The organism is Siccirubricoccus deserti, from assembly GCF_014283215.1.
In the GTDB taxonomy this organism is placed as follows: domain Bacteria; phylum Pseudomonadota; class Alphaproteobacteria; order Acetobacterales; family Acetobacteraceae; genus Siccirubricoccus; species Siccirubricoccus deserti.
Genome location: NZ_JACOMF010000133.1, coordinates 1 through 4,999 on the forward strand (window position 1 = coordinate 1; position 4,999 = coordinate 4,999).

Here is a 4,999-nt window from a genome sequence, read left to right on the forward strand (position 1 = left end):
ACGACGCCTCGGCTCGGCTCTGAGCGCTCGCAGCGGTGCCGCGCAGGCGCGCGAAATCATCCTGCGGGTCCTCACCCACAACCTGATGCTCCTCAGGTCGCCCACCACAGGGTTTCAACAATGCATGTTCATGTCTGAACGCCAATCCGCTGCCGCCACGTGTTTGCAGAGCGGGTGCACGCATCCGGGCGTGCCGCACTGCGGCGATCCGCTCTAACCTGGCCGCCAGGCCCGGTGGTAGGGATGGCCACCGCGGATCGCCTGCACCCGGTACCATTGCTCCGCCAGCAGCCCGCGCACCAGGAAATGCGGCCAGGTCAGGGGGCCGAGCGAGAGGCGGTGCGCCGCGCGGTCCAGCACCGTGGGATCCAGGCCCTCGGCGCCACCGATGACGAAACACAGCGGCCGCGCCGCCGCCTCCCAGCGCTCGGCGAGCGTCGCCAGTGCCTCGCTGGTCGGCGCCGTGCCGCCGAGGTCGAGCGCTATCAACAGCGCCGCCTCCGGCAGGGCGGCGAGGATGGCGGCGGCTTCCCGGCGCCGCACCTCGGCGGCGCCGCCGCGCGCCTCGGGCAGTTCCGTCACCGCCAGCGGCGGCCGCAGCCGGGCGTTGTACTGGGCGAAGAGCGCCGCCTCCGGCCCCGGCTTCAGCCGGCCGATGGCGATGAGCCGGGCCGGCTTCATGGCCGGCTGGCCTCAGGCCGTGCCGGTGCCGCCCTCGCCGTGCGGCGAATCCGGGCCCCACATGCGCTCCAGCGCGTACATCGCCCGCGCCTCGGGCTTGAACAGATGCACCACCAGGTCGCCGGCATCGATCAGCACCCAGTCGGGCGAGGCCTGGATGGCGCTGCGGTTCAGCTTGAGACCGACCTTCTCCAGCGCATCCTCCAGGTGGTCCGCCATCGCCTGGATCTGCCGGTCGGCGAGGCCGGTGGCGATGATCATCCGGTCGGTGAAGCTGGCCCGGTCGGCGACGTCCAGCACGAGGATATCCTCGGCCTTGTCATCCTCAAGGCTGTTGCGGACAGCGGTGACCAGCTCCTCCAGCCGGTCCGGCGAGGCCTTGACCCGCCGGGTACGGCGGGGTTTCGGCGCGGCATCCGGGCCGGCGGCGACCTGGCGCTTGCGCGGGGTCGCGGGCTCGGCCCCGGTGGCCGTGGGCTTCGGCTTCGCCGCCTTCACCGGCGTCGCCCTGGGTGCCGCCGGCTTCGCCGCGGTGCTGCGGCGCCGGGCCGGGCTGGTCTCATCCCCCGCGGGGGCCTTCGGCGTGCGCGCGATAGCCGCCTCCTCTTTGCCTGTCATGATGCACTCTATCGCATGCCGGCCCGCGCCGCTCGAATCGCGGTGGCCGAAGCGGCGTGTTCCCGCGCCGGGACCAGGCACCAGGGGGCATGCGCCCCGGCATCGGCTGCACCTGGGGGCGCCGCCAGCAGCGCCCCCGGCGGCCGGCGCCAGCGCGCCAGCCAATGCGCCGCCCGGCCGGACAGCGCCCGGCGGGTCTCGCCCGGCCGCGGCAGCACCGCAATGGGGGTGGTCCGGGCGATCTCCCGCCAGCGCCGCCAGCGCGGCAATTGGGTGAGGTTGTCGGCGCCCATCAGCAGCACGAAGCGGGCGCGCGGAAAGCGCCGGGCCAGCAGCGCCAGCGTATCCACGGTGTAGCGGGTGCCGAGCCGGGCCTCGACATCGGTCGCCAGGATCCTGGGGTCGTCGCCGGCGATGGCGGCGGCGGAGGCAAGGCGCTCGGCGAAGGGCGCCATGCCGCGCCTCGGCTTCAGCGGGTTGCCGGGCGAGACCAGCAGCCAGACCTGGTCCAGCCGCAACGCCCTGAGCGCCTGCTCCGCGACATGCCGGTGCCCCGCATGAGCCGGGTTGAAGCTGCCGCCGAGCAGGCCGATCCGCTGCCGCCGGTCATCGCCCCGCGGGCCGGGGGCGGCGATCAGCGGAGCGCCGCCGACAAGGGCGGGGCAGGCGGGCAGGTCACGGCGTCTGGTCCTCCGCGGCCTTGGGCAGGCCGTTGCGGCTGGGTCAGGGGCGGGTCTGACCGGTGCCGAGGACATGGTAGCGATAGGTGCAGAGCTGTTCCAACCCCACCGGCCCGCGCGCGTGCAGCCGGCCGGTGGCGATGCCGATCTCGGCGCCGAAGCCGAATTCGCCGCCGTCGCAGAATTGGGTGGAGGCATTCACCAGCCCGACCGCCGAGGCCAGCCCGTTGAGGAACTCCGCCGCCGCCGCCGCATCCGCGGTGACGATCGCCTCGGTATGCTCCGAGCCGTAGCGGCGGATGTGGTCGAGCGCCGCCGGCACCCCATCCACCACGGCGATGGAGAGGATGGCGTCCAGCCATTCGGTGGCGAAATCCTGTTCGGAGGCGGCCGGCAGCTCCGGGCAGACGGCGCGGGCCCGCGCATCGGCGCGGAAGTCGCAGCCGAGGGCCCGGAGATCGGCGACCAGCAGCGGCAGCAGGGAGGGCGCGATGGCGGCGTCGATCAGCAGCGTCTCGGTGGCGCCGCAGACGCCGGTGCGGCGCATCTTGGCATTGGCCAGGATGGCGCGGGCCATCTCCGGCTCGGCGGCGGCGTGGACATAGGTGTGGCAGAGCCCCTCGGCATGGGCGAGGACCGGCACCCGCGCCTCCTCCATCACCCGGGTGACGAGGCCCTTGCCGCCGCGCGGGATGATGAGGTCGATCAGGCCGGCGGCGCGCAGCATGGCGCCGACGAACGCGCGGTCGGCGGTGGGCGCCACCTGCACCGCGGCCTCCGGCAGCCCGGCCTCGCGCAGCCCGGCGACCATGGCGGCGTGGATGGCGGCGACGCTGCGCAGCGATTCCCGGCCGCCGCGCAGGATCACCGCATTGCCGGATTTCAGGCAAAGGCCGGCGGCATCGGCGGCGACGTTCGGCCGGCTCTCGAAGATCATGCCGATGACGCCGATCGGCTGGGCGATCCGGCGGATGAGGAGGCCATTGGGCCGGGTCCATTCCGACAGCACGCGGCCGACCGGGTCGGGCAGTTCGGCCATTTCCTCAAGCCCTGCCGCCATGGCCTCGATCCGGCTCCGGGTCAGGGTGAGGCGGTCGCGGAAGGCGGCGGAGAGATCGGGCGCGGCGGCCAGATCCTCGGCATTGGCCGCGAGGATCGCCGGGGCCGTGGCCCGGAGCGCGGCGGCCGCCGCCCGCAGCGCCGCATCCTTCGCCGGTCGCGGCGCCCGGGCGAGTTCGGCCGCGGCAGCCTTGGCGGCGCGGGCGGCGGTCTCGATCAGGGCGGCGGAGGGGTCGGTGATGGCGTTCATGCGGGTGCTCCTGCGAAGAGGCTTAGCGCGGCGCACGCAGCCCGGCAAAGCGGATGATCCCGTCCGGGCTCGGCCCGAAGCCGTCCACCCCTCGCCCGCAGGCCCCCCCGCAAGCCGCGCCAATGATAAGGAAGAGATGCGGCTGGCCGGCCAGCCCGCCGCCCCCATGGTGAAGCCGCACCGCCGGCTCGCTGGCGCCCACCAGCACCCGGTTCAGCGGTGCGCTACCCCAGCACCACCAGATCGTCGCGATGCACGATCTCATCCCGGCCGCGCCAGCCGAGGATCGCCTCGATCTGCTCGCTGCGATGTCCGGCGATGCGCCGCGCATCTTCCGCATCATAGGCGGAGAGGCCACGCGCCAGCTCCCGCCCCGCCACGTCGCGCACGCTCACCGGATCGCCGCGGTGGAACTGCCCTTCCACCCCGCGCACCCCGGCCGGCAACAGGGAGGAGCCCCGCGCCAGGGCGCGGGCGGCACCGGCATCGACCAGCAATGAGCCGAGCGGCGCCAGCGAGCCGGCGATCCAGCGCTTGCGGGCGGTGCGGCCCTCGGGCGCCGGCAGGAACCAGCTGCAGCGGGCGCCTTCCTCGATCGCCCGCAGCGGGTTGTCGCGCTTGCCGAGGGCGATCGCCATGGCGCAGCCCGCGCCCGTCGCGATGCGGGCGGCGATCAGCTTGGTGCGCATCCCGCCAGAGCTGTAGCCCGGCGGCGGCTCGCCCCCCATGGCCATGATGCTGTCGGTGATCCGCTCCACCACCGGGAGATGCGCCGCGGCGGGGTCGTTGCGCGGATCGGCGGTGTAGAGGCCGTCGATGTCGGACAGCAGCACCAGCGCATCCGCGCCGGTCATCTCGGCGACGCGGGCGGCCAGCCGATCGTTGTCGCCGAAGCGGATCTCGGTGGTGGCAACGGTGTCGTTCTCGTTGATCACCGGGATGCAGCCGAGCTCCAGCAGGGTACCAAGCGTCGCGCGGGCATTGAGGTAGCGGCGGCGGTCCTCGCTGTCCTCCAGGGTCAGCAGCAGCTGGGCCGCCGCCAGTCCATGCCCCGAGAGCGCCGCCTGCCAGGCCCCGGCCAGGCGGATCTGGCCAACCGCGGCGGCGGCCTGCTTCTCCTCCAGCCGCAGCTTCTTTCGGGTGAGGCCGAGCATCCGCCGCGCCAGGGCAATCGCGCCGGAGGAGACCAGCACCACCTCCGTTCCCCGCGCCCGCATGGCGGCGACATCCGCGGCAACCGAGGCGAGCCAGGCGGCGCGCGGCGTCGCGGTTTTCTCCTCCACCACCAGGGCGGAGCCGATCTTCACCACCACCCGCCGGGCTTCCCGCAGTTGCGGGATGACCGGCGCCGAAGCCGCTGCTGCATCCATGACGGCGGCGCATAGCATGCGACGGGCAGGCATGGAAAAGGGCGCCACCCTGCGGTGGCGCCCCATCCCTACTCTCTACCATATATATAGAGTGTGCCCGGGCCAAACAGGCTCAACCCAGCGGCATGAATGTTCCCTTCATGCCGAGCGTCCGAACGGGCGCCGCGCCGAGTGGCGCCCAGCCAGGCTTTGCGGCGCAAACCGCCCGGCCATTGAGACGGGCCGGTGCGGCCCGTCTCGGTTGCCGGGTTCAGGCGAAGAGCATGTCCGCCGCGGCGATCTTGGTGACATGCGCCAGGAAGACGCTGTCGCCGCCGGTGTCGTAGGTGACCAGCAGGCCG

General features: G+C 73.5%; 6 protein-coding genes. 1 reads left to right on the forward strand and 5 read right to left on the reverse strand.

The features are described 5' to 3' along the window. Positions 1 to 217: hypothetical protein (locus H7965_RS30585; RefSeq protein WP_222440875.1), on the forward strand; the 217-nt coding region annotated here is incomplete at its 5' end. On the opposite strand, the gene H7965_RS28570 is transcribed toward H7965_RS30585, so the two are convergent. From H7965_RS28570 to proB, 5 genes are all read right to left on the reverse strand, one after another. Beyond that, positions 214 to 681, reverse strand: a complete 468-nt coding sequence (locus H7965_RS28570) for a 23S rRNA (pseudouridine(1915)-N(3))-methyltransferase RlmH (RefSeq protein ID WP_186773907.1) — start codon at positions 679 to 681, stop codon at positions 214 to 216. The genes H7965_RS30585 and H7965_RS28570 overlap by 4 nt on opposite strands. A 12-nt stretch (positions 682 to 693) precedes the next feature. Continuing rightward, the gene (gene rsfS, locus H7965_RS28575; RefSeq protein WP_229682854.1) at positions 694 to 1,179 is read right to left on the reverse strand and encodes a ribosome silencing factor; all 486 of its coding nucleotides are present in this window, start codon (positions 1,177 to 1,179) and stop codon (positions 694 to 696) included. Positions 1,180 to 1,307: 128 nt separating this feature from the next. Next, complete coding sequence (locus H7965_RS28580) at positions 1,308 to 1,934, reverse strand: nicotinate-nucleotide adenylyltransferase (protein ID WP_456308213.1); 627 nt, start codon at positions 1,932 to 1,934, stop codon at positions 1,308 to 1,310. Between the two features lie 88 nt (positions 1,935 to 2,022). Further along, positions 2,023 to 3,288: a glutamate-5-semialdehyde dehydrogenase gene (locus H7965_RS28585; protein ID WP_186773910.1), complete on the reverse strand. Its 1,266-nt coding sequence runs from the start codon at positions 3,286 to 3,288 to the stop codon at positions 2,023 to 2,025. A gap of 224 nt (positions 3,289 to 3,512) precedes the next feature. Next, positions 3,513 to 4,658, reverse strand: a complete 1,146-nt coding sequence (gene proB, locus H7965_RS28590; protein WP_186773911.1) for a glutamate 5-kinase — start codon at positions 4,656 to 4,658, stop codon at positions 3,513 to 3,515. Positions 4,659 to 4,999 lie beyond the last annotated feature (341 nt).